Below are 25,359 nucleotides of genomic sequence, written 5' to 3'. Positions count from 1 at the left end.
TGGTGACTGGTCGTCGATACCGCCGATCAGGTTTCTCGTACAGGCCGGGATACCGACCGCAGTCCGGCCACCGCACACGAAAGGTCCCAGCGTGGTCCTGCGCATATTCGGCTTATCCCTAGTAGTCACGGTGCTGTCGCTGGGGGTGGCGTTCCTCTACGGCGGCCCGACCGCCCTGGCGCTCTGCCTGATCCTCGGCATTCTCGAGGTCTCGCTGTCCTTCGACAACGCCGTCATCAACGCCACCATCTTGGAGAAGATGAGTGAGTTCTGGCAGAAGATCTTCCTCACCATCGGCATCCTGATCGCCGTCTTCGGTATGCGTCTGGTCTTCCCGCTGGCCATCGTGTGGGTCAGCGCGGGGCTGAACCCGGTCCAGGCCTTCGACCTGGCGTTGAACCCGCCCGCGGACGACGCCGCCTACTTCCCCGACGGCAGCCCCAGCTACGAGACCCTGCTCACCGACGCGCATCCGCAGATCGCCGCGTTCGGCGGCATGTTCCTGGCGATGCTGTTCCTCAACTTCATCCTCGCCGAACGCGAGATCACCTGGCTGACCTGGCTGGAGCGGCCGCTGGCCAAGGCCGGCAAGCTGGATATGGTCTCGGTGGTCATCGCCGGTATCGGACTCATCCTGGCCGCGGAATTCCTCGCCGACGAGGACGCCCGGTCCACCGTACTGCTGGCCGGCCTGCTCGGCATGGTCGTCTATATCGCCGTCGACGGTCTCGGCTCGATGTTCAACGCCGAGGAGCACGCCGAAGAAGCCGCCGGCGGTCCGTCGAAGCTGGCGAAGGCGACGGGTAAGGCCGGGTTCTTCCTGTTCCTCTACCTCGAGGTCCTGGACGCCTCGTTCTCCTTCGACGGAGTCATCGGCGCGTTCGCCATCACCTCGGACCCGATCATCATCGCGCTGGGCCTCGGCCTGATCGGTGCCATGTTCGTCCGGTCCATCACCGTCTATCTGGTGCGCAAGGGCACGCTGTCGGAATACGTGTACCTGGAACACGGCGCCCACTGGGCCATCGGCGCCCTGGCGCTGATCCTGCTGGTCTCGATCGGCGTGCACGTCAACGAGCTCATCACCGGCCTGATCGGTATCGCGTTCATCGGCGCCGCCGTGCTCTCCAGCATCCGGCGCAACAACAAGGAAGACGATCCGAAGCCCACCGAGGCATCGGAACCGACACCGGTGGCCTGATACAGCCTGACTCACCAGCGCGGGAGCGGACCTCGACGGTCCGCTCCCGTTGTCGTTTCATCCGCCGGAAGACCCGAAGTACGCCTGCCCCACCGCGAACATGCCGCGCTGGGGCAACCAGAAATCTCCCAGTCCCGTCTGTTCGTCCAGCGGTCCGGCCGGTCCGATATCGATGCCGTCGATCCGGGCCGTAGTGCGATCGACCACCCACAGCATCCGTGGGTTGGTCGAGAACCACTGCCCGTTCGGCGTGGTGCCGTGCAAGCGCACGCGGCCGACACCCAGGGCCGGTCCCGCGATCCGCGACATGGCCGACAGCACGGCCGGGTTCCGCCACAGGGCCGAGGGCATGACGCCGCCGAGCCGCGTCATCGCCGTCGTCGCCGGCGACCGGCGCAGCTCGATATCCCATACCAGTTCCCCGGGCACTTCCACCGTCAACGCGTAAGGTCCGGTCCAGGTCACCGAGATGTTCTCGACCCGGGCCGACACGAGCGCGGATCCGTAGTAGCGGGCACAGCTCATCTCCGGCGCGACACTGCTGTAGATGACCCATTCCCGGTCCGGGTTCCGGTGCCATACCGATTCGTATCCGGGCCCCACCGAACTGGCGGCGAAATGCCGGAAGGCCAGATAGTGACCACTCACGAACGGCTGGCCCATCACGCCGTACCCCGCGAATCGCTCCGCCTGCGCGCCGGAGGGCAGAGCAGGTTCGATTCCGGCGATCGATCGCGGACTCCCGGTCATGGCCGTCCTCCTCGGCGAGCGGACGCTGATCTCTCCAGACTACGTCCATGAACTGGGAAAACACCTACCAGGACCGGAATCGGGACAGAACCGCCGCTCCGGGGAACGCGCGATCTCGCGGCTGTACGGCACAGCGATCCGTCCGCGCTGCCCGGCCCGTATCCGCGGACCACAGCCCATCGGCCCACGGGCAACGGGTCGCTGCGCCCGGACCGGCGATCCGGCAGGATCGAGGCCATGGCGACCGATAAGGAACGTATGCTGCGTGGCGATCTCTATCGCGACAACGACCCCGAACTCCTCGCCGAACGCCTGGCCTGCCGTATATCGGTCGCCCGCTACAACGACACGGCACCCGAAGCCGATACCGAACGGCAGGAGATCCTCGGCCGCCTGCTCGGCGCATGCGGCGCCGACACTGTGATCATGCCGCCCTTCCGCTGCGACTACGGCTATCCGACCACGATCGGCAGCAACACCTTCCTCAACTACGACGCCGTGATCCTCGACTGTGCCCCGGTCACCATCGGCAACGATGTCTCGATCGGTCCCCGCGCGCAGATCCTCACCCCGCTGCACCCCATGGAAGATCACGAACTCCGCCGCGCCCGCTGGGAATCCGCCGCGCCCATCACGATCGGCGACAATGCCTGGCTGGGCGGTGGGGTCATTGTCTGCGCTGGGGTCGCGATCGGTGAGAACACGGTGATCGGTGCGGGCAGCGTGGTCACCCGGGACATCCCGCCCCGGGTATTCGCCGCCGGTAATCCGTGCCGGGTCATCCGGGACCTGTAGAGCACCGTCCGGCCCCCGGACATCGTCCGGACACTGGTCGCCGAAATCGCGGCTGTCGGCGCCACCCGAACCGATCCGGTGTTCACGCCTTGATCACCATTTCCAGACCGCCCGGAAAAGGCAGAGTCTGGGTGAGCAACCCATTGGCCGGGTCGTCGATATAGTCGAAAGCATCCCGGTAGATCTCCGGGTGGTTCTCGGTGTTGTCGATCAGCACCACACCGCCGGACCGCAGTTTCGGCACGATCGCTTCCAGCGCGGGACGGGCCACGGCCGGCCAGATATCGATCAACGCGAGATCGACCGGGCCGTCCAGATCGCACAGGGATACCCGCACATCGCCTTCGCGCAGATCTAACCCCAATGTGTCGAAGGTGTCCCAACCGCTGCCCCCGGGCCGCCGGCGCCGCAGCCCGGCGACGCGCGGCGGCCGCCCGACGCTGACCGCGGATTCGATCGCCACCGCCATGCTCGAACTGGCGGGGCGCCGCGGGTTCGGATCGGTCACGATGCAGGATCTCGCCGCGGACCTGGGCGTCACCGTCCGTGCCCTGTACCGGCATGTGCGGGACCGGGAAGAGGTCGTCGACCGGGCAGTCGAATTGTGGCTTTCCCGCTGGCCCGTGCCGCGACTCGACCCCGCCGCCTGGCGTACCGGACTACGCGACTACTGCCGTGAACTCCGCACGACCGCCCGCCGCCACCCACGCGCGCTACTGGTCTCGCTGGACGAGCGTGTGGGTGACGCCCGCATACCCGCACAGCGCCTCACCACCCCGGAACTGTTCCTGGAATTCCTGGTCGCGATCGGGCTCGATCTGCGGGACGCGCTGTTCGTCCACAGCGACCTCATGGTCCGCATCTACGGATTCGTCCTCTTCATCGACTACCGGACCGATACCGGCGAACCCACCGGCACGGTCCCGCAGGCCTGGCTGGACGGCCACCCCGACCTCGATCTTCCGCTGCTGCACCGAGTGCAGCGCGAAACCCCCTACGACACCGAGGAACTGTTCGATCGCCTCGTCGACGAGGTGATCCACACCGTCGCACGCCTCTCACGCGGTGACTGACGTAAACCCGCCCAGTCCGCCCCACCGGGCCTCGCTGCCCGATTCGTATCCCAGCCAGAGGCGCTGTACGGCGCGGTCGCACACTTGCGCCGCGCTTCCGGTCTCAACCCGGCGGCACTTCTCCGGTGCCGGCCCTGTCGTCGAAGCCCGCGCGGGCGGACTCGACCTCGGGCAATGTGGCAGTGGCCCAGTGCAGCAGTGCGTCTATGAGATCCTGCAGCGACCGCCCGACCGCTGTGATGCGGTACTCGACGGCGATCGGTCGCGTATTCACGATGACGCGCTCGACCATCCCGTTGCGCTCCAGGCGCCGCAGCGCGGCAGTGAGCGATTTCTGCGTAACAACGGGAATCGCCCGACGGAGCTCGTTGAACCGCAACGGCTCCGCGCACAGCGCGTCGAGCACCTGGAGCGACCACTTGTCGAGCACTTGGTCGAGCAACTCGCGGTGTCGCTCGGTGAGCTGCGGGCTGCCCGGCCGCGGGGAGGCGGTTTCCGTCATGACACCTAGTCTCGTTGAAGTTCCCTCGGGGCACCAGGTAGACATCAGATACCTACTCCGACAGTGAAGGGATATCCCGTGCCGGTTCAGTTACTGACCCCCGAGGGCATGTTCGCTCCCGTTCCGTACCACCATGTTTCGATCAGCACCGGCACTCGCCAGGTCCACGTGGCCGGGCAGATCGCGCGCGACGCCGACGGAAATCCCGTCGCGACCGGTGATCTCGCCGGCCAGGTAGCGCACGCGCTCCGCAATACGGCGCGCGGTCTGGCCGGCGCCGGAGCGAGCTTCGCCGACGTCGTACGCCTCCGGTTCTTCGTCACGAAGTGGACCCCGGACAAGTACCACGACTTCGTCGCGGGAATCGATCGCGTCGTGACAGAACTCGGGATACCGCGGCCGCTACCACCCCTGTCGGCGATCGGCGTCGACTATTTGTTCGAGCCCGATGTGCTCGTCGAAGTCGAGGCGTTCGCCGTGCTCGACTGATCGAAGCTATCCCGAGACGCGGGCTTCGATGCCGTCGAGCAGGAAGTCGAGACCGATACGAAAGGTCTGGTCGGCGTCCAGATGGGCGGCGTCGCGAATAACCGTGGACAGCGCCGGGAAGCGGCCGGTGGCGAAGGTCCGCTGCAGATAGGGGCCGTGGGCGGCCTGCCACTGGTTCTGATCCAGCCCGGTGGACCGTTCGGCGCGCTGTTCGGTGATCTCCCGGCGCACCGCGCCGATCACGTACGCGTTGACCGCGTCGACCACCGGCATGACGGCGTCCACGCCGATACCGCCCATCGCGGCCACCACCGCCTCTCCCCTGGCCAGCGCGTGCGGGCCGAGCTGGGGCCGCCCACCGATCAGATCGGCCAGCCATTCGTGCCGATGAGCGGCCTGCCGGGTGGTTTCGGCAAGGGAACGCAGCACCTCTCGCCAACCGTCGCCGAGCGGCCGGATCTCGGCATAGACCGCATCGACCATTAGATCGAGCAGTTCCTCCTTGGTGGCGATATATCCGTACAGCCGCATCGGCCCGACATCCAGTGCGGCGGCGACCTTGCGCAGCGATACCGCCGCGAGTCCGTCCGCATCGGCCAGCCCGATCGCCGCGTCCACGATCCGCTCTCGGCTCAGCCGTGCCGGCGTCGGTCGATCCGGCGGCTCCGGCCGCTCCCACACCAACATGCGGCCGACGATACATCGCATCCTCCGATACACTGTATCGAGCAATTCAGCGTATCGGAGGGGCGATCATGACCATCACCATCATCGGAGCCGGACTCGGCGGCCTGACCCTCGCCAGGGTCTTGCACCTCAACGGCATCGATGCCGTCGTGTACGAACGTGAATCCGCACGCGACGCACGTGGCCAGGGCGGCATGCTCGATATACATTCCGGGCAGCGCGCGCTGCGCGAGGCCGGCCTGATCGACGAGTTCCACGCGATCGCCCGTAGCGAAGGACAGGACATGCGCCTGCTGCAGCCGGACGGCACCCTCCTGCTCCAGGAGGACACACCCGACGATGCCCCGCTCGCGCGACCCGAGGTAGACCGCGCCGATCTGCGCGACCTGCTCCTGGATTCCCTCCCCGAAGGCATCGTGCGCTGGGGATACGCGTTCGAATCCGCGGCCGGGGGCCGGCTGCGCTTCGTCGGCGGCAGCAGCACGGCCTACGACCTGCTGGTCGGCGCGGACGGTGCGCAGTCCCGGGTCCGCGCGCTGCTCACCGACGCCAGCCCGGCGCATATCGGGCAGAACACAATCGAGGTCGGCATTCCCGATATCGACCGCACGCATCCCGACCTCGCGGCGATGGTCGGGCGCGGCAACTACTGGGTGCTCGGCGACGGGCTGTCCCTGGCAGCGCAGCGCAACGGCGACGGCCGCGTTCGTATCGGCCTCAGCTTCTACAACACCGCCGCGGACTGGTTCGCCACCAGCGGAATACCGTTGGCAAACCCGCCCGCCGCCCGGGCGCGACTGATCGAACTGCTCGCCGGCTGGGATACCCGGTTCACCGCGCTGATCGCGGCCTGCGACGATACGGTCGTGGCGCGCTCGATCACCGCGCTCCCGGCCGGACTCACCTGGCCGACGACACCGGGCGTCACACTGCTCGGGGATGCCGCGCACCTGATGCCGCCGGTGGGCGAGGGCGCCAATATGGCACTGCTCGACGGCGCCCTGCTCGGCCGCGCACTGGCCGCGCACCCGGGCGACTTTCCCACCGCCGTAGCGGAATACGAACGCGAGATGTTCGAACGCACCGGCGCTGCCGCCCGGATGTCCGCGGATATACAGGAACTGCTGATGTCGCCGGACGCGGCCCGCAGAATGCTGGAGTTCTTCCAACCGAACTGACGAACCGGATCCGATCACGCAACAGGATCCGGCCCGATCTGCCCGGACCCCGTGCGGTCACGATGCCGTCACCGCCGGATTCGAGTGCCGATTCAGTCGTTGTCGGCCAGGCGGACGATATGCGGGACGCCGACCGGATTGCTGATCCAGTGGGCGTTCATGCCCGAAGGGAATGGTTCCAGTTCGTCCTGCGCGGGGATACCGTGGGCGGCCAGGTGTTCGGTCGCCCGCTCGACATCATCGGTGAACAGTTCGAGCCAGAGGTCGGCGCGTGCGTAGTTGTCGATACGGTCGAGCCACAGCGTGACGGGCCCGAACCGGACAGCGGCGCTCTGGATCACTCCCTCGGCGACAGCTGCGCCGCTGTCCTCGGTCACTTCCAGGCCCAGGACGTCACGATAGAAGGCGACGGTCCGATCGAACTGCGCCAGGGGGAGTTTCATGGCGATATTGTGTCCGCCGCGGAAGGTGGGGGTCATGTTCCAGTTCTCCTATGCCTGATCGAGGTGATCGCGCAGTGCGCTCAGGCGGCGGTCCCAGGTATGCGCGAGGACGGCGAGGTACGACTGGGCCACGGCCATCGGCTGGGTTCGCAGGCGATAGCGGATCCGGCGCCGTTCTCCGGGTTCGGCTCGGACGAGTCCGGCATCGGCCAGGAGGCCGAGGTGTTTGGCGATCCCCTGTCGTGAGATCGGCAGCCGGTCCGCCAGTTCGGTCGCGGTCGCCGGGCCGTGCGCGGCGAGTTCGGCGAGGAGGGCACGGCGGGTCGGGTCCGCCAGCGCGGTGAACACCGTCTGGGCGATCAGTTCGGTATCGCGATCGTCAGGCCGCGGCATCGAGGTACTCGGCCAGTTCGGTCAGCTCCGCCGCCCACCCTTTCACGTTGCCTTCGTAGGCGGCGGTCAGGTGGTCGGGCAGTTGGGCGAAGCCGGTCTCGACAACCGTGAGCCGGGTACCGGCCGGCGTCGGCACCAGCGAGAACTCCACGTCCGTCCGGCGTGGATCACCCGCCGGTAGCCCTTCGATCGCCCAGCTGAACGCAAACTTGCGGGGCGGCTCGACGATCCGGATCCACAGCGTATGCGGTCCGTCCTCGTCCCACCACACCCGCACCGTGCCGCCGGGGCGCAGGTCTTCCAGTTCGGCTCGGGAGCCGAACCAAGCTCCGAGACCTTCCGGCGTGGTCAGGGCGTTCCACACTCGCTCGGGCGGGTGGCGGAGTTCGAGCTCACGCTCGATGCGATCGGGTATGGGCACGGCAACCTCGCATTTATAGCAACCAATGGGTTGCTATAACCTATCGCAACCCATGAGTTGCGACAAGCCCCCGCCACCGGAACCGCGCAAGCGTCCGAGGGGGGCCCGTTGCCGACCAGGTCGAGCCGGAGTGCCGGGGATGGTGCGGGCATACCTCTCGGTCGCAGGTTCGATCGCCACGTCCAGGCGGTCCGGGCCGCGCAACCCGTTGTCGATCAATGGCCGGCGATCGAGGATTCCGAAGCGGGCCACTCGGTCGGCCGGCGTTTCCAGCAGTGCGTTCATTTCCAGCCGAGCGAGATGCATTCCGACGCAGACGTGTTCACCCCACCCGAAGGCGAGGTGGTCCGCGGCGCGACGGGGGATATCGAAGCGCGCCGGGTCCGGATACCGGCGTTCGTCGCGGTATAGAGATCGACATCGCCGGTCGGGACCGACAACGGGACTCCTGGAGACGAAGGCGTGGCACCAGGAGCGACCACCGGCGCCGAAACCCCTGCGGCAACGAGGAATCCGGCGGCGAGGATCCCGAACCCGAGTGCCGACCCGTAACCCATCCGAAATTCACTCCCTCGACAGCTCCGGCCCGAAGGCCGGGTGCGTGGCGACATCCCAGGTCCGGTTCTGCCGCGCCGACACCTTCAGCAGAAACCGAGCCGTTTCGGCACAGTCAATTCCTGGTGGGTACTTCGAGACCGGTGGTTGGGCGACGGACATTTCGCGAAATTGCATACACGTCAACGGGTATGGATACTCATGCCGATAATTGCCGAGTCACAGCTTCGTGGAGCCGCTACAACCCGGTCGGCCCTCGGTACCCGCAGCCACCGATATGAGGCGTGCGGGACCACGGCCCCGGGCAACAGCGTCCCCGGTACGGCCACGGCCCGGATGCTCCGATCCGCACGCCGAAGAGATCGAAAGGGGGTTGCCATGACCGCCTCGCGGCGCGTGTTACCGGTCGATGCCGGCCGGCCGGCATCGAGTCTCCCGCGCGCGGACGCCGCCTCGACACCGAGGGTGCTGTGGCGCCTGTCGTGGCAACCGCGGGGGACAGAGGTCATCGCGATCACCGTTCCCGAACCGGCCATCCGCCTCGCCGACCTCGAGATATCGACGCCCGACGATCCCATGATCAACGCGAGCTCGCCGCCGTTCTCCCCGAAGACCGGGCAGGTTCAGCGTCCGATGGCAACGCCGAAACACCTTTTGCCCATTTCGATTCGGCAATATCACGATCACCTCGCCGATACACGAATCGTGTTACGGACACATGACTGAGAAGTTTCTGAGAATGGTCGTACAAGGTGATCGCGGACACAGGATGCGGGAGCAAGGGGATCTATGGTTCTCCCGTGCTCGACACCCGCACCGGTTCATCCGGCACATTCTGTGCACTCCGGGCTCCGGCGATATCGAAGGCCCGCTTCGACCGGGCCTGCACGACCTGCCGCGCAGCGAACGAGGTACACGACTGCTTCGCGCATCGCGGCGCGGCGCGGGGACCGGCGCGACGACCCGGGCGCAATCCGCTTCCCGCACCGGGGGCGAGGCGTCGAGCCGGCAGATCCGGCGCGGCGGTACACCTGCGGACAGAACAGCTCGTCACCCGGTAGCGATGAAATATCGGGCGGAGACTCGGGCGAGCGGTCGACAACGGTCGTACCGCCGCCTTGCCGTGACGTGGGTTACCGCGATCTTGGTTCTGGTGTTCTCACTGGCCGGCTGCGACGGCGAACGCGACTATCTCCACCAGACGACCACCTCCGCCTCCGGCGCCGCGGCTTTCGGCCCCGCGGAAGCCGAGTTCTGCGCCCCGGCCGGTAGGCCCGACGAGCAACCACACGCCCGCCACATCGCCTCCGACGAGTTCGCTGCCACCGGATCGGATACTCCGAAAGCGCGTACCGCACCCGAGCAGAGCGGGCACGCGGCGGTCGAGGACGCACTCACACCCGCCGCCTTTCCACTCGCCACCGGCCCGCCCACCGCTTCGGGTGGCCGTGCCATCTTGACCCGTTTCTGTATCTCCAGACGCTGACAGGCCAGCGCCAGGCCGACGACCCACAGGGGTCGCGCGGCCGGTGTCCGCTGCCCGAAAACGTCTGCGCCGCAGCGGCGCACATACAGAAAGCGATACCCATGGACGATATCGTCGTATCCGGAGCTCTCGCGGACCTCGCCGAGCCGTGGGGCGAAGCGCTACGCCGCGCCCGCTCTCCCCACGAACTGATCGGTAACACCCCGGTGCAATGGATCGGGGCGCCCCTGGCACCTCCGGACCGGGGCTTCTGGGCGAAACTCGAAGGCGCGAACCCGGGCGGTATGAAGGACCGACCCGCCCTCCATATGGTGCGGCAGGCCGAGATACGCGGCGATCTGGCGCCCGGAGCACGGATCATCGAATCCAGCAGCGGAACCCTGGGCCTCGGCCTGGCCCTCGCGGGAATCGTCACCGGACATCCGACCACCGTGGTGACCGACCCCGGACTAGAACCGATCGTCTCCCGAATGCTGGCCGCCTACGGCGCACAGGTCGATCTGGTGACCGAACCGCATCCGGCCGGCGGCTGGCAGCAGGCCCGCCGGGACCGGGTCGAGGAATTGCTGGCGGGCGAGCCCGGCTCGTGGTGCCCGGACCAGTACACCAATCCCGACAATGTCGCCGGTTACGAATCGCTGGCACTGGAGCTGATGAACCAGGTCGGTGGAGTCGACGTGCTGGTCTGCGCGGTCGGCACCGGCGGCCACTCCGCGGGCGTGGCACGAGTGCTACGCCGGTTCCAGCCGGAAATGAAGCTCATCGGGGTGGACACCATCGGCTCCACCATCTTCGGCCAACCGGCGCAACCTCGCCTGATGCGTGGTCTGGGTTCGAGCATCTACCCGGCCAACGTCGACTACGGCGCCTTCGACGAAGTGCACTGGGTCGGCCCGGCCGACGCGGTCTGGGCCTGCCGCGCTCTGGCCTCGACCCATTACGCCAGTGGCGGCTGGAGTGTGGGAGCGGCGGCACTGGTGGCCGGATGGGTGGCACGCACGCACGAGGCCGGTTCCCGGATCGCCGCGGTGTTCCCCGATGGACCGCACCGTTATTTCGACACCGTCTACAATGACACCTACTGTGCTGAGCACGGACTACTCGACGCCGAACCGCCACTCGATCCGGAAGTCGTCGATCATCCTGGGCAACGGGTGGTGCAGACCTGGACCCGGTGCACCACCGTGATCGACCCGCGCGCCCTCTCGGTCTACTCCGAGGTGACGCGATGACCCTGCTGGGAAAGTTCCGCAGCTTCGACCTGCCGGCACGGCTGCTGATGATCAACCAGTTCGGCATCAATCTCGGCTTCTACATGCTCATGCCCTACCTCGCCGGGTACCTGGCCGGACCCCTCGGTCTCGCCGCCTGGGCAGTGGGCCTGGTGCTGGGCGTCCGCAACTTCTCCCAGCAGGGCATGTTCCTCATCGGCGGCACCCTCGCCGACCGGCTCGGCTACAAACCGCTCATCGTCGCCGGATGCCTGCTGCGCACCGGCGGTTTCGCGCTACTCGTCTTCGCGACATCGCTACCGGCGATACTGATCGCCTCGGCGGCGACCGGTTTCGCGGGCGCGCTGTTCAACCCGGCGGTCCGGGCCTACCTCGCCGCCGATACCGGCGAACGCCGCGTCGAGGCCTTCGCCGTATTCAACGTGTTCTACCAGGCCGGAATCCTGGCAGGCCCCCTGGTCGGGCTGGCGCTGATGGCCCTGGACTTCCGCGTCACCGCCGGCGCCGCGGCCGTAGTCTTCGCCGCACTCACCGTGGCGCAACTATGCGCTCTGCCCACCCGGCAGGCCCCGGAGACTCGGGAGAAGACCTCCGTGCTCCACGACTGGCGGACCGTCGCGGGCAATCGCCGCTTCGTCTGGTTCTCCGTCGCGATGATCGGGTCCTATGTGCTGTCGTTCCAGACCTATCTGGCACTACCGCTGCAGGCCGAGGCCATCGCGGGCGATCGTGCCCAGATTCTGGTTTCCGCCGTGTTCGTCGTGTCCGCGATCGTGGCGATCGCCGGACAACTGCGTATCACCGCGTTCTTCGCCGACCGCTTCGGAAACGGGCGCTCCCTGGTGATCGGGATGTGCGTTCTCACCTTCGCGTTCCTACCGCTGGCCATCGTGCCGGGTACCGGCACTTTCGGCGTGGTCGCCGCCTGCGCCGCCCTGCTGATCTCGGCGGCGTTGCTGGCCGTCGGCACGGCCACGGTGTTCCCGTTCGAAATGGACAGCGTGGTCTCGTTGGCCGGAGACCGGCTCGTCGCTACCCATTACGGCTTCTACAACACCATCGTCGGTGTCGGGATCCTGCTCGGGAACCTGGCCACCGGAGCCGTCCTGGGCGCCGCACGAGAAGCAGATGCCGAAGTCCTCGTCTGGGTCGGACTCGCGGCCATCGGCGCGGTCTCCGCCCTGGCCCTACACCGCCTCGACCGGTCCCGACCCGCGCAACACACCCGGCCGGAGCCCGCACCGGTCTGATCGATCGACTCGCCGGTGCCCAGCGCACCGCGATCCATCCTGTTCGACCATCACAGCAAAGGAATACTGTGAAACTCTTCGTTCCACTCACCGTTCTCACCGCCCCTCTCGGCTGTCTCCTGATGACGAGCGCGCCGGCGGCGGCGGTATCGGTGACGCCCTCCGACACCACGGTCACTGTGAAACTGACGCAGGCCGAGGCCGCAGCGATCACCGCACTCGATCTGGGCCCTGCCCTGGGTGCGCTGCCTCCCGGTTTCACCCCGCAAGCCGAACAGGCTCTCGCCGACAACATCTCCCGGTTCGCCGCCCGGGCAGCCCGAACCCCCGGTTCCACACTGTCGGTGGTGATCGATCAACCGGTGGCGAACACTCCCGGCGTCAGCGTCTCCACAACCCGCTGACCGAACGCCGCTCGGACGGTACGGGGCCGACCTCGGCACCGTGGACCAGGCGCTCACTCACCGGGGCGCCTGGTCCGGTGTTCACGCTGCGGCCACCGACGCCACGCTTGAATACCCTAGGGGGGTAATGTATAGATAGAAGTGCTTCTCCCGCGGCCGGTGATCACGAATCCGGTGATCCGCGGGCCCTTACTCGATCGACAGGAACCGATATGAGCACCTCGATCATCACCGTCGCGGGAATGACCTGCGGCGGTTGCGCTTCCAAGGTCCGCGCCGAGCTCGGCGCCCTCGCCGGTGTCACCGGCGTCGAAGCCGATCCGTCCACCGGCCGTGTCACCGTCGAATCCGGTGAGACGGTCGACCCCGATGCCATCAGCACTGCGGTGGAGGCCGCCGGCTACCGAGTCGTCACCTGAGTGCCGAGCCCTGGACACAGTCGTAACCCGGGCCCGGTCGTCGGCGCACCGCCTGGTTCCGCCCCGCCGGACGGTGCGCCGATGAGACGCCATACCCCCGTTCGTGTCTCCCATGGCCGGTGCAATCGGCGGCCCGGTAACAGGAGGGCGAGGGAAGACCGCGATGACAACTGTGTCGTGTCACGACCGTTGCGGTGTTGCGGCGCAGATCCCGCGGCACGGCGAGAACAATGAAGACAAGGAGGTGGTGCAGGTGAGCGGGATGTTCGCACCTGCCGCTGTAGCACGCGGACGCGCAGCCGGTGTCCGGCGTGGCGACGCCGGTGCGCCACCTGCGGTGAGCGGCGCGCTTGCCCGCGACCACCTGCGGTGCCCGGATCCGAGTGGTCCGCGGTGAACACCTCCCGCGGTCTACGACGTACGTCGGTGGCGCTGCTGTTGATGGCGGTGCTGCTGATCGCCCCGATCGTGCACTGCACCCTGGACCGGGTCGACGAGCACACTCACGTCCACTCCACCGGTGCGGTGGCCGCGCTGTCCGTCGGTAGCTCCCAGATCGATCATCTGGACGGAACGAGTGGCCCTGCCGGTCACCACGGTGATCAGCACATGATCCTCTGCGTCGAGAAGTCGCTGCTGCCCTCCGGTGGCGCGACCGTGGCTCCGTTGCTGTGGATGACGCTGATCGGTGTGATCACCGTGGCCACGGTGATCGTGATGGTCACCGGCAGTGCCCAGGGGATCCGTGGGCCGCCGCGTCCCGGTTCACCCGCGTTGAACGGGCAAGCCATCCTCACGAATTTCTGTATCTCCCGACGCTGACAGGTCAGCGCCAGGCCGTCCTGTGCCGTCGGCCGGTGTTCGCTACCCGCTCACCGTCTCGACCGCCCTGTGTGGCGGTTCGGATACAGAAAGCGACGAATCATGAACAACGTCGTGTCCGGCAAGTCCGCCAGGTCTGCGACTGCGCTCACCCCGCCTGCTCCGGTGCGGGAGTCGAGTTCGCTGGTCGGCAATACCCCGGTTCTGTGGGTGGGGGCGCCACTGGCGCCCACCGGCCGCGGGTTCTGGGCGAAATTGGAGGGATTCAACCCCGGCGGGATCAAGGATCGCCCCGCCCTGCACATGGTCCGGCGCGCGAAACAGCGCGGTGACCTGGCGCCGGGGGCCCGCATCATCGAATCCACCAGCGGCACGCTGGGACTGGGGCTGGCACTGGCGGGCGCGGTGTTCCACCATCCCGTCACCGTGGTCACCGACCCGGGCTTGGAACCGATCGTGGCGCGCATGCTCGCTTCCTACGGAGCACGCGTCGAGTCGGTGGCCGAGCCGCACCCGATCGGAGGCTGGCAGCAGTCCCGCCGCGACCGTGTCGATGAACTATTGGCGGCCGATCCCGGCGCATGGTGCCCCGATCAGTACAACAACCCCGACAACGTGGACGGATACGAATCCCTCGGTCTGGAGTTGACGCAACAATTGGGCGGAGTCGACGTGCTGGTGTGTGCCGTCGGCACCGGCGGTCACTCGGCCGGTGTGGCGCGAGTACTGCGCCGGAACAATCCCGACCTGAAGCTGATCGGCGTGGACACGGTCGCCTCCACGATCTTCGGCCAGCCCGCCGGCCCGCGCGTCATGCGTGGGCTCGGCTCCAGCATCTTCCCCCGCAACGTCGACTACCCGGCCTTCCACGAAGTGCACTGGGTGGCACCGGCGGAAGCCGTCTGGGCCTGCCGCGCCCTGGCCGGTACCCATTACGCGACCGGCGGCTGGAGTGTAGGGGCAGTCGCGCTGGTCGCCGGGTGGGCCGCGCGCTCCTTCCCGGCCGAAACCCGGATCGCGGCAGTGTTCCCGGATGGTCCAGAACGCTATTTCGACACCGTCTACAACGACGACTACTGCCGCGAGCACGGACTGCTCGACGCTGCTCCGCCGATCGAACCGAACGTGATCGCACACCCGGGCCGGCAGGTGGTGCGGTCGTGGACGCGCTGCACCACCGTAATCGATCCACACCCTTCCGACCCGGCAGGAGAGGGCGCATCGTGACCGTACTGAGGAGCTTCCGCGGCTTCGATCCGGCCGCGCGGCTGCTGATGATCAACCAGTTCGGCATCAATCTCGGCTTCTACATGCTGATGCCGTACCTGGCCGGCTACCTCGCCGGGCCCCTGGGGCTGGCCGCGTGGGCAGTCGGGCTGGTACTCGGGGTCCGTAATTTCTCGCAGCAGGGCATGTTCCTCATCGGCGGCACACTGGCCGACCGGCTCGGCTACAAACCGCTGATCGTCGCGGGCTGTCTGCTGCGCACCGGCGGATTCGCGCTGCTGGTTTTCGCGACCTCCCTGCCCTGGCTGCTGATCGCCTCCGCCGCAACCGGGTTCGCCGGCGCGTTGTTCAACCCGGCCGTGCGCGCCTATCTGGCCGCCGACACCGGCGAACGCCGCGTCGAGGCGTTCGCGGTGTTCAACATCTTCTACCAAGCCGGCATCCTGGCCGGGCCGCTGGTGGGCCTGGCCCTGATGCTCCTCGACTTCCGCGTCACCGCCGCCGCCGCGGCAGTCGTGTTCGCGGTCCTGACCGTGGCACAACTGTTCGCCCTCCCGGCCCACCGCGACCGGATAGCCGCGGAACCGGCGTCGGTGCTGCAGGATTGGCGCACCATAGCGGCCAACCGCCGGTTCCTGTGGTTCTCGCTGACGATGATCGGCTCCTATGTGCTGTCGTTCCAGGTGTATCTGGCCCTGCCGCTGCAAGCCGAATACCTGGTCGGCACCCACACCCAGCTGCTGGTCTCGGCACTGTTCGTGGTCTCCGGAATCGTCGCCGTGGCCGGACAGCTGCGGATCACCGGATGGTTCGCCGCGCGCTGGGGAACCGGACGCAGCCTCGCGGTGGGCATGGCGATCCTGGCCGCCGCGTTCCTCCCACTACTCGCTGTCCCCGGACCCGGACGATTCGGCATCGCGGCCGCCGTCGCCGCGCTACTGCTTTCCACGGCAGTGCTCGCGGTCGGCACCGCGGCGGTCTTCCCCTTCGAAATGGACACCGTCATCTCCCTGGCGGGCGGGAAACTGGTCGCCACCCACTACGGCTTCTACAACACGATCGTCGGCATCGGCATCCTGGCCGGCAACCTCGCCACCGGCGCCGTTGTCGGCGCCGCCCGAGCCGCCGGCGCGGACTGGGCGGTATGGGCCGGACTCGGCCTCATCGGCGCACTGTCGGCCTTCGCGCTACACCGACTCGACCGGTCCCAACCGCAGGTACAGGCCACTCGCGGCGAGCAGGACATACACCCGACCACCGAGGCCCGCCCTTCCGGCCCGGCAGCCACCCGGCCGGATATGACGGCCACTCACCACCTGCCCGTCGGCGTCGACCGTCAGGAAGACGAGCCGGCGAGGACAACGCGGCGCGTACCCCGACCGGTTTCGCGCAGGTAGGTCGAGGCGAACCCACCGTCCGCGGCCGATCGGGAGATGAACGCCGCGCACGAACTGCAGCACACGAGGGCGCCGGGATCTCGGGGTCTACGCTACGGTGCTCAGCCGCGGGCCATATCGACGAAGCGCGACAGATGCAGCTGGTGGGCGACGGTAATGGTCGCCGTCGGCCCGTTTCGGTGCTTGCCGACGATCAGGTCCGCTTCGCCGCCGCGCGGATCGTCGCGTTCGAACGCGTCCGGCCGGTGCAGCAGGATGACCATATCCGCGTCCTGCTCGAGCGAACCGGATTCACGCAGGTCGGATACCTGTGGACGTTTATCGGTGCGCTGTTCCGGCCCACGGTTCAGCTGACTGATCGCGATGACGGGGACTTCCAGCTCCTTGGCCAGCAGCTTCAGGTTTCGCGAGAATTCCGAAACCTCCTGCTGCCGTGATTCGACCTTCTTACCGGAGGTCATCAGCTGGAGGTAGTCCACCACGACCAATTTCAGGTCGTGGCGCTGTTTCAATCGCCGCGCCTTGGCCCGGATCTCCATCATGGTGAGGTTCGGCGAATCGTCCACGAACAGTGGCGCTTCGCTGATCTCGCTCATCCGCCGCGCCAGCTTGGTCCAGTCGTCATCGCTCATCCGCCCGGCCCGCATATCCCCGAGTTTGATCTTCGCCTCGGCCGACAGCAGGCGCATGACGATCTCGGTCCGGCTCATTTCCAGTGAGAAGATCGCGCTCGTCAGTCCGTGCCGGATAGAGGCACTGCGCATGAAATCCATACCGAGCGTGGAATTATGAGTCGGCACCATCGAGCGGCCGGCGAGGTACATATGGGCGCTGTTGTCGACCTCCACGCAGCGGACCGGTACGGACTCGATCCGCCGGATATCGACGATGAACCGTGAACACGACCTGCTCGTATTGCGGGCCGCGCGCCGCTCCTTGTGCAGGATCGCCTTGCGGAAGAGGCCGAAGACTTCGTCGTCGGTGGCGAAGGTGAGCGTGTACGCGATCGATCGTTCCCGCGTACGCCCCCGCACTGCCTTGGTCGACACACCGCACTGGTAGCCCAGGCCGACCACGAGTTCGCGAACATCCGCGAACAGACGCTCGTCGGTGACCGAGAACTGCACCGAGCCGCCGCCGCTGACGGTGCCGTCGGTATCGAGCAGCCCGGCGAGCAGAGCACGGCGCTGCACTTCCGAGGCACGCAGGTATTCGACGGGAATGTGTTTGTTCCCGAGCACACCGATGGTGCGCAGCCGCGCCTGCACGCTGCCGAATTCGTTACGGCAGGTCTGGCACATCCGCAGGCCGATCGACCGCTCGCCACAGCGCGGGCAGGCCGGGGCGGATTGCGGCGGGGATAGGAACCTCGCGCGCCCGCCGCAGGATCGGCCGCAGGTCCGCACCGCACCGGTGAACGGCGTCAACGGCGGACCGCATACTGCGCACAGCCGCTCGGTCACCGGCTCGTCGTCCGGCAACCGCAACTGATAGCGCGGCCGCGCCGAGCCGGAAGGGACAGCGACGATTCCCTCGCCTTCGATACAGGCGATGATCTCCGGGTCGGCAGAGGTGATCCGGGCGGCCGCAGCCGTCCCGCCGCCCAACCAGGCACCGAGGGTATAAGGCGGGACGAGCAGATCACGTGCGGGCAGTCGTAGCGGCCGCGCATTCGTCACCGAATGGTTGATCCGGCGATCCGCGGTGGCGCAGCGCAAGGTCGCCGCGATTTCGCCGGTGGTGCGCACGGCGGCGGAACTCCCCTGTTCACGATGACGCCGGTACCCGGTGGCGGCCTCTTGCGCGACTCGCCCCGAAGCCCTGGTCTCGGTCAGCCACTGGTGCTGCTCATCGGCGACGATGACTGTGCCGTCGGAGAATTCGACCTCGTAGCACGGACGGTCCGCCAACACCTCGGTAGCCCCGACGACCCGGGTGGGTTCGCCGTCGGCACCGAGGAGATGGTCCCCGACCCGCACCTCACCCATCGTGGTCCAGCCGTCCGGCGTGGGCAGCGGCGTATCCAGCGCAAGCGCCTTACCGACACCCGGGCGCGCCGCGACGATGATCATCTGACCGGGGTGCAGACCGTTGGTGAGCTCGTCGAGTTCGGAGAATCCGGTCGGTACACCGAGCGAGATACCGCCGCGGGAGGCGATGGAGTCGATCTCGTCCATGGTGGGCTGGAGCAGTTCTTCGAGCGGGAGGTAGTCCTCGGTGCTCCGGCGTTCGGTGACCTCGTAGACCTCGGCCTGGGCGCGGTCGACCACTTCGGCGACATCTTGACCGTCGGCACCGGCGTAGCCGTACTGCACAATGCGGGTCCCGGCTTCCACCAACCGCCGCAGGATCGCCTTCTCGGCCACGATCTCGGCGTAGAAACCGGCGTTGGCCGCGGTGGGGACGGTCTGCGTCAGGGTGACCAGATACGGGGCGCCGCCGATCCGTTTCAGCTCGCCGCTGCGGTCCAGGCCGGCGGCGACGGTGACCGGGTCGGCGGGTTCGCCGCGACCGTACAGATCGAGGATGGCGTCGTAGACGGCCTGGTGAGCCGGTCGGTAGAAATCGCCGGAACGCAGCACTTCGACCACATCGGCGATGGCGTCCTTGCTGAGGAGCATGCCGCCGAGCACCGACTGTTCGGCCGCCATATCGTGTGGCGGCTGGCGCCCGAAATCCTCGCCCGGGGGCTCCGGCGGGAAATCCGTGTGCCCGCGGTCATCGACGACTGCCATCCGACTCGACCGTCCTCTCCTTCAGACCGGACGCCACCCTTCGACGACCGGTTCTACCCCACGGGTCCGACAGGTTCGCCGAGGTCCGGCATGCCGGTGACCAGTGGTCAGACGTACCAGCTATCACCCAGATCGAGCCGATACGCCACATCGCGGCCGTGTGTCGCCAATGGTGCTGCGATGAACCTAAGCGAGGTTCTATCCACATGCCAACCGGGGCTGTGCACAGACCTGTGGATAACCTGGGGATAGTTAACCTCTGGTTGTGCACAACTTGTGGACAACTTGGGGAAAACGCAGGTCAGCCGCAGAAAATACCCAGCTAGATCCAGATTTTCGCGCCCCACACAGTGTGGATAAATAAAGTATCGGCGTGTCGGAGATGTTGAACAGCCGGGCGTGTTGAGTTAACGGATAGGCGAACAGATATGACCTGGGTCACATTACGTCCGGTTGGTTTTGTGATCGATCCACAGGACTCACATCTTGTGGATAAGACACATACAGAACGAACGGATGCCATCGACGAGTGGGCAGGCAACCGCCGTCACATGGACCACCGCAAACTGGCGGCTAATCTACTGTTGCTGTGGCAGAGCACAACCGACCGGGGATCGCGTCCACCCTTCACAGAGCGGACGTGATCCCCGGTTTCGGGTATCTGTGGCGAACCGGCTCAGCCGGCGGCCACGACCTCCAGCGCGAACTTCGCGGCGACGTCCGGGTGCAGGTGGACGGTCACCTGGTGCTTACCGGTGGCCTTGATATGCGACTTCGGCAGTTCGATACTGCGCTTGTCCAGAACCGGGCCCCCGGCCGATTTGATCGCGGCAGCGACATCGGACTGGGTGACCGAACCGAAGAGCTTGCCGGTGCCCGCGGTCTTGACCGACAGCGAGACCGACTCCAGGCCCTCGATGGCCTGCTTCAGTTCATTGGCATGGCCGAGATCGCGCACCCGGCGGGACTCCTGAGCCCGGCGGATTCCCTCGACCTGCTTCTGCGCACCGCGGCTGGCAACGATCGCCAGACCCCGGGGCAGGAGGAAGTTACGACCGTAGCCGTCCTTGACCTCGACGGTATCGCCGGGAGCGCCGAGGTTGTCCACATCGGCAGTCAGAATGAGCTTCATTTGCTTGACCGACCTTTCTCAGCGAGCCGTCGAGACGTAGGGCAGCAGCGCCATCTCACGCGAGTTCTTCACCGCGATGGCGACATCACGCTGGTGCTGTACGCAGTTGCCGGTGACCCGGCGAGCACGGATCTTGCCGCGCTCACTGACGTACTTGCGCAGCAGCGGCACGTCCTTGTAGTCGATGTCGACGATTCCGGTCTTGCTCTCTTTGCAGAAAGTGCAAGCCTTCTTCTTGAGCACCTTTTCGCGCGCCGGTGCCTTGGCCATTTTCGTTCACTCCGTCTTCTTGGTGGCCCGCCGTCGCGGGCCGATGCGGGCCGTCTCAGAACGGCGGTTCATCATCCGTCCGGCCGCCCCCGAAGGAGCCGGCCGCGGGCGCGCTACCCCACGGGTCTTCCGCAGCGCCCTGTTCGGACCGTCCACCGCCACCGTTGCCGGCGTTGTAGTTACCACCACCGCCGCTGTTGGAACCGAATCCACCGCCGCCACCGCCGCCGCCACGACTGGTCTTGTTGACCTTGGCCGTGGCGTACCGCAGCGAGGGGCCGACCTCGTCGACCTCGAGCTCGACGACCGTGCGCTTCTCGCCCTCGCGGGTTTCGAAAGAGCGCTGCTTGAGTCGTCCGCTGACGATCACGCGGGATCCCCTGGTCAGGCTTTCGGCAACGTTCTCCGCGGCCTCGCGCCAGATATTGCAGCGCAGGAACAGCGCCTCGCCGTCTTTCCACTCGTTGGTATTACGGTCGAAGATGCGGGGCGTGGAGGCCACGGTGAAATTCGCCACCGCCGCGCCCGCGGGCGTGAATCGAAGCTCGGGATCGGCCGTCAGATTTCCGATGACCGTTATTACCGTATCGCCAGCTGCCATGGGGGTTCCTCCTGCTCGGTGTGCAGTCCGGGTGCACTCGCCTGTTGCGCTAGAGCCTAGAGACAGGCTCCGACGAAACGGCGGTAGCGCCGGAACTACTTGTCGTTGCGCAGAACCTTGGTGCGCAGGACCTGCTCGTTGAGGCCCAGCTGGCGGTCGAGTTCGTTCACGGTGGCGGGCTCCGCGGTCAGATCGACCACCGCGTAGATGCCTTCGGCCTGTTTACGAATCTCGTAGGCGAGGCGCTTACGGCCCCAGATATCGACCTTGTCGATTTTGCCGCCCTCGGTGCGGACAACGCCGAGCATATTTTCCAAAGACGGTCCGACAGTACGCTCGTCCATGCTCGGATCGAGGATGACCATCACTTCGTAATGACGCACGAACCAATCACCTCCTGTGGTCTGGGGTCGGCCACGGACGGTCCGTGGCAGGAGGTCGTCGCGTCAGCAACCGGGCAAGAGTACCTGAGTGGACTGCCCGCGGCGAAATCGATCTTCGACGCGGTGATCGCGTTGTGGCCGCGAGCGCGAAATGAATTCCCACAATCGCGGGGCGGCGTATTTCCGTATTCCGCGCACCGGGCGTGACCAGGCGGTACCCCGGCGATATAGCAGGCCGGGGACCATCCGATCGAACAGCGGACCGTGGTGTAGCCCACTAGGGTGTCGGTATGTCGATCGGACCGGCCGCGGGTGTGCTCGGGGCCGATCGCGTGGCCCGGCGCACCGCCGTTCTCGCGGTAGTGCTGCTGTGCGGTGCCACTCTGGTGGTGGCATTCCTCAACAAGGCACGCTGCGCCGGAGCGCCTTTCCGCGCCGACGGCCGCAGTGCCGCTTTCGATTACGTCAAGGACGCCCGCGTCTGCTATTCCGATATCCAGTTCCTCTGGCTGGGCCGCGATATCGATCAGCATATTTTCCCTTACATACACGGCGGTATCACCGCCGACGGCACCCTGACCGGCGGCGCTGTGGAATACCCGGTGCTGAGCGGTCTGCTGATGTGGCTCGGCGCGCTGGGCGCGCACAACGACGCGGCATTCCTCCTCCGCTCGGCATTGCTGTTGGCACCGTTCGCCCTGGTCACGGCCTGGCTGCTGGCCCGGATGGCAGGCCGGGCCGCGCTGCTGTGGGCGGCGGGACCGCCGCTGGTGCTGTACGCGTTCCACAACTGGGAACTGCCGGTGGTGTGCACGACCGTGGCGGCCGCCGCGGTGATGGCCGCGACCCGGTATCCGTTGCGCGTACGCGGAGCGCTGGCCGCGATACTGCTGGCGCTGGGTTTCTGTTTCAAGATCTATCCGGCGATTTTCGTGATCCCGCTGGTGCTGTATGTACTGACCGGCGGGGAGCGGGAACGCGCCGGGCCCGGGCAACGCCACCGCTCGGATATCGCCGGAGCGCTGATGACCGCGGCGGCCGCCGTCGCCACGGTGGTGGTGATCAACTTGCCGTTCGCCCTCGCCGGCTACGACGGCTGGCGGGCCTCGATCGAGTTCCAGCAGCAGCGCGAAGCCGATATCACCACGAACTCGATCTGGTATTGGGGTCTGCGACCACTGTTCGGCTCGGATCCACTGAGCAGCGCCGCCTTCAGCGAAACGGTCTCGATCGCCTCACCGACGCTGATCATCGTGTCGTTCGTCGTCGCGCTGTGGACGGGATGGCGGCGGTATGCCGAAACGGGTGTGTATCCGTGGCTCGGCGTGAGCGGGGCGATGCTGTGTGGGTTCCTGGTGTTCCACAAGGTCCATTCGCCGCAGTACACGCTGTGGCTGATTCCGTTCCTGGTGCTGCTCGCGGTTCCGTGGCCGGTGGTGTGGAGCTACCTGGTCGCCGATATAGCGATCGGCGTCGGTGTCTTCCGCTACTTCTACACCATGGGCACCGGGCATTCGGTCGAACTCACGGAGGCGGTGGTCCGGTTCGGCGTCTGGGGGCGGGCCACGCTGCTGGTGCTGCTGTTCTGGCTGTTCCTGAAGGTCCCGGTGCGGGCAACGCGGACGTTCAGGGGCGCGGACCCGGAGCCGGCGGACCTGATTCGCGAGGACGTGCCGAGGACACACGGCTGAAGCGGTTCCAATAAAACTAGAACGTGTTACATTCAAAGTATGGCACCAGTCGGATCGGGTTGCGCCGGGCATCGTTGTAGGAGGTACCCGGCGTATTCGCGGTCGTCGGGTGACAGCGGCCGGATCAGCCGCCGCGCGGCAATTATGTAACTTGTTCCAGGCATAGGGAGACCAGCACCGCCATGCGTACCGATATCTGCGACCGGCTGGGGATCGAGTTCCCCATCTTCGCCTTCACCCACTGCCGCGATGTGGCGGCCGCGGTCAGCAACGCCGGCGGTCTCGGCGTCCTCGGCGCGGTCGGATTCACCGCCGAACAGCTCGAGGTCGAGCTGGCCTGGCTGGACGAGCACGTCGGCGACAACCCCTACGGTGTCGACCTGGTGATCCCCTCCAAATACGAGGGCAAGGGCATCGACGGACTCTCCCCCGAACAGCTCGAAGCCGAACTCGTCAAACACGTCCCCCAGGGCCATCGCGACTTCGCCGAGAAGATCCTCGCCGACCACGGCGTACCGAAACTCCCCGAAGAAGAGGTCCACCCGCAGCTGCTCGGCTGGACGGCCACCACCGCCGCACCCCAGGTCGAGGTGATCCTGCGGCATCCGAAGGCGAAGCTGGTCGCCAACGCGCTCGGCACGCCCCCGCCGGAATTCGTCTCCCAGATCCAGGAATCCGGCCGGCTGATCGGCGCACTCTGCGGTTCGGTGAAGCACGCCATGAACCACAAGGACGCCGGCCTCGACTTCGTGGTCTGCCAGGGCACCGAGGGCGGCGGCCACTGCGGCGAGGTCTCCTCGCTGGTGCTGTGGCCGCAGGTCATCGACGCGGTGGGCGATCTGCCGGTACTCGCGGCCGGCGGTATCGGCGACGGCCGCCAGGTCGCGGCCGCGATGGCGATGGGCGCCGCGGGTGCGTGGACCGGATCGATCTGGCTCACGGTGGAAGAGGCCAATGTGCCGCCCGCCCAGATGAAGACCTACATCGACGCCACCAGCCACGACACCATCCGCTCCCGCGCCTGGACCGGCAAACCGGCTCGTATGCTGCGCAACGACTGGACCGATGCCTGGGAATCGGCGGACACCCCGGACCCGCTCCCCATGCCGCTGCAGATGATGGTGGCCCTCGACGGTGTGAAGCGCGGCCACCGCTACCCCGAAGCAGCCAAGGACGTGAACTTCAACCCGGTCGGCCAGGTGGTCGGGATGATGAACAAGATGGAACGTTCGGGCGAGGTCATGAGCCGGCTGGTCGACGAGTACGTGACGGCCTGCGAACGGTTGAACAAGCTGAACGGCGATATCTGATCGCACCGGTGGGGTGAGCCCCGCGAAGCTGGAATGACGAACGCCGCCGGGGAGATTCCCGGCGGCGTTCTTCTGTTCGGGGGCCGACGTCACGAGCTGCGCGGACACGGGAAGGGTCTGCGGGTGGATCGCGGTGGTGGACCACCGATGGAGGCGGTGGGTGATCCAGCCGGTGGAGGTCGGTGGGAGGCGAGATTGCCTGTGAGACGCACGGGGTGGGGGATTTTGTGCGCTGGTCCTTCACCGACTGCGACGAGATGGCGCTGGAACTGGTGGGGCGCAGTGATTTCCGGGAGACGGATCCGTGGCTACAGGATCGAACGGGGGGAGCTTTCGGTGCGGCGCTGACCGGGCGTGCGGCGAGACCGCCCCGTCCGCCAACGCGAGGGCCCACACCCGTCCGCCAACGGGAGGAACCACACCCGTCCGCCAACGGGAGGAACCACACCCGTCCGCCAACGGGAGGAACCACACCCGTCCGCCAACGGGAGGAACCACACCCGTCCGCCAAAG

29 protein-coding genes are annotated in these 25,359 nt (G+C 66.9%); 16 read left to right on the top strand and 13 right to left on the bottom strand.

Going from position 1 to position 25,359, the window contains the following annotated elements:
* Window positions 1-91 precede the first annotated feature (91 nt).
* Window positions 92-1,201 (top strand): DUF475 domain-containing protein, encoded by a 1,110-nt coding sequence (locus ACWEWT_RS33365; protein ID WP_452564830.1) that lies wholly within the window; start codon window positions 92-94, stop codon window positions 1,199-1,201.
* A gap of 57 nt (window positions 1,202-1,258) precedes the next feature.
* On the opposite strand, the gene ACWEWT_RS33360 is transcribed toward ACWEWT_RS33365, so the two are convergent.
* On the bottom strand, window positions 1,259-1,951 hold the full coding sequence (locus tag ACWEWT_RS33360; RefSeq protein ID WP_452564829.1) for a hypothetical protein: 693 nt from the start codon (window positions 1,949-1,951) through the stop codon (window positions 1,259-1,261).
* Between the two features lie 237 nt (window positions 1,952-2,188).
* Between ACWEWT_RS33360 and ACWEWT_RS33355 the strand changes: the two genes are divergently transcribed.
* On the top strand, window positions 2,189-2,746 hold the full coding sequence (locus ACWEWT_RS33355) for a sugar O-acetyltransferase (RefSeq protein WP_452564828.1): 558 nt from the start codon (window positions 2,189-2,191) through the stop codon (window positions 2,744-2,746).
* Window positions 2,747-2,828: 82 nt separating this feature from the next.
* On the opposite strand, the gene ACWEWT_RS33350 is transcribed toward ACWEWT_RS33355, so the two are convergent.
* Window positions 2,829-3,110 carry a hypothetical protein gene (locus ACWEWT_RS33350; RefSeq protein WP_452564827.1) on the bottom strand — a complete coding sequence of 94 codons (282 nt, stop codon included), beginning with the start codon at window positions 3,108-3,110 and terminating at the stop codon, window positions 2,829-2,831.
* 10 nt (window positions 3,111-3,120) lie between these two features.
* Between ACWEWT_RS33350 and ACWEWT_RS33345 the strand changes: the two genes are divergently transcribed.
* Entirely contained in the window at window positions 3,121-3,819 is a 699-nt protein-coding gene (locus tag ACWEWT_RS33345) for a TetR/AcrR family transcriptional regulator (protein WP_452564826.1), read from the top strand.
* Between the two features lie 103 nt (window positions 3,820-3,922).
* Here the strand turns inward: ACWEWT_RS33345 and ACWEWT_RS33340 are convergent, their stop codons facing one another.
* Window positions 3,923-4,321, bottom strand: a complete 399-nt coding sequence (locus ACWEWT_RS33340; protein ID WP_452564825.1) for a winged helix-turn-helix transcriptional regulator — start codon at window positions 4,319-4,321, stop codon at window positions 3,923-3,925.
* A 78-nt stretch (window positions 4,322-4,399) separates the two neighbouring features.
* Here ACWEWT_RS33340 and ACWEWT_RS33335 point away from each other — a divergent pair, with 78 nt between their 5' ends.
* Window positions 4,400-4,810, top strand: a complete 411-nt coding sequence (locus tag ACWEWT_RS33335) for a RidA family protein (protein WP_452564824.1) — start codon at window positions 4,400-4,402, stop codon at window positions 4,808-4,810.
* 6 nt (window positions 4,811-4,816) lie between these two features.
* On the opposite strand, the gene ACWEWT_RS33330 is transcribed toward ACWEWT_RS33335, so the two are convergent.
* On the bottom strand, window positions 4,817-5,497 hold the full coding sequence (locus tag ACWEWT_RS33330) for a TetR/AcrR family transcriptional regulator (RefSeq protein ID WP_452564823.1): 681 nt from the start codon (window positions 5,495-5,497) through the stop codon (window positions 4,817-4,819).
* 68 nt (window positions 5,498-5,565) lie between these two features.
* On the opposite strand from ACWEWT_RS33330, the gene ACWEWT_RS33325 reads away from it, so the two are divergent.
* Entirely contained in the window at window positions 5,566-6,675 is a 1,110-nt protein-coding gene (locus ACWEWT_RS33325) for an FAD-dependent oxidoreductase (protein ID WP_452564822.1), read from the top strand.
* 92 nt (window positions 6,676-6,767) lie between these two features.
* Here the strand turns inward: ACWEWT_RS33325 and ACWEWT_RS33320 are convergent, their stop codons facing one another.
* The 4 genes from ACWEWT_RS33320 to ACWEWT_RS33305 are packed head-to-tail and all read right to left on the bottom strand — an operon-like array spanning window position 6,768 to window position 8,298.
* Complete coding sequence (locus tag ACWEWT_RS33320) at window positions 6,768-7,154, bottom strand: VOC family protein (protein ID WP_452564821.1); 387 nt, start codon at window positions 7,152-7,154, stop codon at window positions 6,768-6,770.
* Window positions 7,155-7,166: 12 nt separating this feature from the next.
* Window positions 7,167-7,511, bottom strand: a complete 345-nt coding sequence (locus ACWEWT_RS33315) for an ArsR/SmtB family transcription factor (RefSeq protein WP_452564820.1) — start codon at window positions 7,509-7,511, stop codon at window positions 7,167-7,169.
* Entirely contained in the window at window positions 7,498-7,932 is a 435-nt protein-coding gene (locus ACWEWT_RS33310; protein WP_452564819.1) for an SRPBCC domain-containing protein, read from the bottom strand. Before ACWEWT_RS33310 ends, ACWEWT_RS33315 begins: the two co-directional genes overlap by 14 nt.
* Before the next feature lie 33 nt (window positions 7,933-7,965).
* On the bottom strand, window positions 7,966-8,298 hold the full coding sequence (locus ACWEWT_RS33305; protein ID WP_452564845.1) for a cytochrome P450: 333 nt from the start codon (window positions 8,296-8,298) through the stop codon (window positions 7,966-7,968).
* Between the two features lie 654 nt (window positions 8,299-8,952).
* Here ACWEWT_RS33305 and ACWEWT_RS33300 point away from each other — a divergent pair.
* The 9 genes from ACWEWT_RS33300 (at window position 8,953) to ACWEWT_RS33260 (ending at window position 16,724) form a co-directional block, all read left to right on the top strand.
* Window positions 8,953-9,213 (top strand): hypothetical protein, encoded by a 261-nt coding sequence (locus ACWEWT_RS33300; protein ID WP_452564818.1) that lies wholly within the window; start codon window positions 8,953-8,955, stop codon window positions 9,211-9,213.
* A 427-nt stretch (window positions 9,214-9,640) separates the two neighbouring features.
* A complete protein-coding gene (locus ACWEWT_RS33295) occupies window positions 9,641-9,973 on the top strand; it encodes a hypothetical protein (RefSeq protein ID WP_452564817.1) in 333 nt (110 codons plus the stop codon).
* 188 nt (window positions 9,974-10,161) lie between these two features.
* Complete coding sequence (locus ACWEWT_RS33290; RefSeq protein ID WP_452564844.1) at window positions 10,162-11,205, top strand: PLP-dependent cysteine synthase family protein; 1,044 nt, start codon at window positions 10,162-10,164, stop codon at window positions 11,203-11,205.
* A complete protein-coding gene (locus ACWEWT_RS33285) occupies window positions 11,202-12,455 on the top strand; it encodes an MFS transporter (RefSeq protein ID WP_452564816.1) in 1,254 nt (417 codons plus the stop codon). The genes ACWEWT_RS33290 and ACWEWT_RS33285 overlap by 4 nt, the downstream gene beginning before the upstream one ends.
* 68 nt (window positions 12,456-12,523) lie before the next feature.
* Window positions 12,524-12,859 (top strand): hypothetical protein, encoded by a 336-nt coding sequence (locus tag ACWEWT_RS33280; protein ID WP_452564815.1) that lies wholly within the window; start codon window positions 12,524-12,526, stop codon window positions 12,857-12,859.
* Window positions 12,860-13,071: 212 nt separating this feature from the next.
* The gene (locus ACWEWT_RS33275) at window positions 13,072-13,278 is read left to right on the top strand and encodes a heavy-metal-associated domain-containing protein (protein WP_452564814.1); all 207 of its coding nucleotides are present in this window, start codon (window positions 13,072-13,074) and stop codon (window positions 13,276-13,278) included.
* A 393-nt stretch (window positions 13,279-13,671) separates the two neighbouring features.
* On the top strand, window positions 13,672-14,100 hold the full coding sequence (gene lpqS, locus ACWEWT_RS33270) for a putative copper homeostasis (lipo)protein LpqS (protein ID WP_452564813.1): 429 nt from the start codon (window positions 13,672-13,674) through the stop codon (window positions 14,098-14,100).
* 102 nt (window positions 14,101-14,202) lie between these two features.
* Window positions 14,203-15,327 (top strand): PLP-dependent cysteine synthase family protein, encoded by a 1,125-nt coding sequence (locus tag ACWEWT_RS33265; protein WP_452564812.1) that lies wholly within the window; start codon window positions 14,203-14,205, stop codon window positions 15,325-15,327.
* A 47-nt stretch (window positions 15,328-15,374) separates the two neighbouring features.
* Window positions 15,375-16,724 carry an MFS transporter gene (locus ACWEWT_RS33260; RefSeq protein ID WP_452564843.1) on the top strand — a complete coding sequence of 450 codons (1,350 nt, stop codon included), beginning with the start codon at window positions 15,375-15,377 and terminating at the stop codon, window positions 16,722-16,724.
* 101 nt (window positions 16,725-16,825) lie between these two features.
* On the opposite strand, the gene dnaB is transcribed toward ACWEWT_RS33260, so the two are convergent.
* The 5 genes from dnaB to rpsF all read right to left on the bottom strand — a co-directional run bounded on the left by dnaB (window position 16,826) and on the right by rpsF (window position 21,845).
* Complete coding sequence (gene dnaB, locus ACWEWT_RS33255; protein WP_452564811.1) at window positions 16,826-19,459, bottom strand: replicative DNA helicase; 2,634 nt, start codon at window positions 19,457-19,459, stop codon at window positions 16,826-16,828.
* Window positions 19,460-20,135: 676 nt separating this feature from the next.
* Window positions 20,136-20,591, bottom strand: coding sequence for a 50S ribosomal protein L9 (gene rplI, locus ACWEWT_RS33250; protein WP_452564810.1), 456 nt, complete (start codon window positions 20,589-20,591; stop codon window positions 20,136-20,138).
* Between the two features lie 18 nt (window positions 20,592-20,609).
* Window positions 20,610-20,861, bottom strand: coding sequence for a 30S ribosomal protein S18 (gene rpsR, locus ACWEWT_RS33245; RefSeq protein WP_452564809.1), 252 nt, complete (start codon window positions 20,859-20,861; stop codon window positions 20,610-20,612).
* Window positions 20,862-20,916: 55 nt separating this feature from the next.
* Window positions 20,917-21,462, bottom strand: a complete 546-nt coding sequence (locus ACWEWT_RS33240) for a single-stranded DNA-binding protein (protein ID WP_058856131.1) — start codon at window positions 21,460-21,462, stop codon at window positions 20,917-20,919.
* A 95-nt stretch (window positions 21,463-21,557) separates the two neighbouring features.
* Window positions 21,558-21,845, bottom strand: a complete 288-nt coding sequence (rpsF, locus tag ACWEWT_RS33235; protein WP_449897796.1) for a 30S ribosomal protein S6 — start codon at window positions 21,843-21,845, stop codon at window positions 21,558-21,560.
* 290 nt (window positions 21,846-22,135) lie between these two features.
* On the opposite strand from rpsF, the gene ACWEWT_RS33230 reads away from it, so the two are divergent.
* Both ACWEWT_RS33230 and ACWEWT_RS33225 read left to right on the top strand, forming a co-directional pair.
* Window positions 22,136-23,536 (top strand): hypothetical protein, encoded by a 1,401-nt coding sequence (locus tag ACWEWT_RS33230; protein ID WP_452564808.1) that lies wholly within the window; start codon window positions 22,136-22,138, stop codon window positions 23,534-23,536.
* 182 nt (window positions 23,537-23,718) lie between these two features.
* The gene (locus tag ACWEWT_RS33225; RefSeq protein WP_452564807.1) at window positions 23,719-24,846 is read left to right on the top strand and encodes a nitronate monooxygenase; all 1,128 of its coding nucleotides are present in this window, start codon (window positions 23,719-23,721) and stop codon (window positions 24,844-24,846) included.
* Window positions 24,847-25,359: the final 513 nt, after the last annotated feature.

Source organism: Nocardia sp. NPDC003963, from assembly GCF_053605105.1.
The sequence above is the reverse complement of the archived record's forward strand: the minus strand, read 5'-3'. Positions and strand labels throughout refer to the sequence as shown.

Coding starts and splice junctions, on each gene's coding strand:
- ACWEWT_RS33360 (WP_452564829.1), bottom strand. CDS start 1,951: ATGACCGGGAGTCCGCGATCGATCGCCGGAATCGAACCTGCTCTGCCC.
- ACWEWT_RS33355 (WP_452564828.1), top strand. CDS start 2,189: ATGGCGACCGATAAGGAACGTATGCTGCGTGGCGATCTCTATCGCGAC.
- ACWEWT_RS33340 (WP_452564825.1), bottom strand. CDS start 4,321: ATGACGGAAACCGCCTCCCCGCGGCCGGGCAGCCCGCAGCTCACCGAG.
- ACWEWT_RS33330 (WP_452564823.1), bottom strand. CDS start 5,497: ATGTTGGTGTGGGAGCGGCCGGAGCCGCCGGATCGACCGACGCCGGCA.
- ACWEWT_RS33325 (WP_452564822.1), top strand. CDS start 5,566: ATGACCATCACCATCATCGGAGCCGGACTCGGCGGCCTGACCCTCGCC.
- ACWEWT_RS33320 (WP_452564821.1), bottom strand. CDS start 7,154: ATGACCCCCACCTTCCGCGGCGGACACAATATCGCCATGAAACTCCCC.
- ACWEWT_RS33315 (WP_452564820.1), bottom strand. CDS start 7,511: ATGCCGCGGCCTGACGATCGCGATACCGAACTGATCGCCCAGACGGTG.
- ACWEWT_RS33285 (WP_452564816.1), top strand. CDS start 11,202: ATGACCCTGCTGGGAAAGTTCCGCAGCTTCGACCTGCCGGCACGGCTG.
- ACWEWT_RS33275 (WP_452564814.1), top strand. CDS start 13,072: ATGAGCACCTCGATCATCACCGTCGCGGGAATGACCTGCGGCGGTTGC.
- ACWEWT_RS33265 (WP_452564812.1), top strand. CDS start 14,203: ATGAACAACGTCGTGTCCGGCAAGTCCGCCAGGTCTGCGACTGCGCTC.
- ACWEWT_RS33260 (WP_452564843.1), top strand. CDS start 15,375: ATGATCAACCAGTTCGGCATCAATCTCGGCTTCTACATGCTGATGCCG.
- dnaB (WP_452564811.1), bottom strand. CDS start 19,459: ATGGCAGTCGTCGATGACCGCGGGCACACGGATTTCCCGCCGGAGCCC.
- rplI (WP_452564810.1), bottom strand. CDS start 20,591: ATGAAGCTCATTCTGACTGCCGATGTGGACAACCTCGGCGCTCCCGGC.
- rpsR (WP_452564809.1), bottom strand. CDS start 20,861: ATGGCCAAGGCACCGGCGCGCGAAAAGGTGCTCAAGAAGAAGGCTTGC.
- ACWEWT_RS33240 (WP_058856131.1), bottom strand. CDS start 21,462: ATGGCAGCTGGCGATACGGTAATAACGGTCATCGGAAATCTGACGGCC.
- ACWEWT_RS33230 (WP_452564808.1), top strand. CDS start 22,136: ATGTCGATCGGACCGGCCGCGGGTGTGCTCGGGGCCGATCGCGTGGCC.
- ACWEWT_RS33225 (WP_452564807.1), top strand. CDS start 23,719: ATGCGTACCGATATCTGCGACCGGCTGGGGATCGAGTTCCCCATCTTC.